Origin of the sequence: Flavonifractor sp. An306, from assembly GCF_002159455.1 — a bacterium.
GTDB lineage: Bacteria > Bacillota > Clostridia > Oscillospirales > Oscillospiraceae > Flavonifractor.
This window is the reverse complement of the sequence record NZ_NFIQ01000275.1, coordinates 1-525: the sequence shown is the minus strand read 5'-3', so window position 1 is coordinate 525 and position 525 is coordinate 1. Positions and strand designations below refer to the sequence as shown.

Annotated in this window: 1 protein-coding gene; it reads left to right on the top strand. The window is 61.1% G+C overall.

Annotated features, from left to right (window positions below):
• Positions 1 to 20 precede the first annotated feature (20 nt).
• The coding region (locus B5F88_RS20100; protein ID WP_140402254.1) for a hypothetical protein at positions 21 to 525 on the top strand (505 nt) is incomplete at its 3' end.

Here is a 525-nt window from a genome sequence, read left to right as displayed (position 1 = left end):
GGGCTATGAGTGCCGCCGTAATGGGGAAGGAGCAGCTGCTGGTCCTGACCGGTTGGGTGGTCCAGCGGCGGGTGCTTTATGGTGGCGGAGACCACCTGGAGGGCATCCCAGCGGAATCCTATGTCTTTTCCTCTGTGGACTGCGCTCAGCTTATGGGCTGGGTCAATGCTTACAGTGGGACCGCCGGGTATTTTGTCCAGTATACCGGGACCTGGCGGCAGCCCAAGGTGTGGAGTGAGCGCTGGGGACAGGAGGAGCATATTTTTGGCCTGTCTGAGCAGTTGCTGGCGGAGAGCTGTCTGCCCCACTGTAAACTGGATGTGTATATGGAGCACCGGCCGGGGGTCTATCACTATCCTGTGGCCTGGCTGCGGCTTTATCAGGCGCATCCCAATGCGGAGGCGGCCCTGCTCCATGGGCTGCCCAGGGTGCTGGACGATATGATCCAGGCCAAGACCCGGGCGGACCGGTGGGAGAAAAATGTGTGCGGCAAGCTGGATATGCCGGAGCTGGACTGGGGTCAGA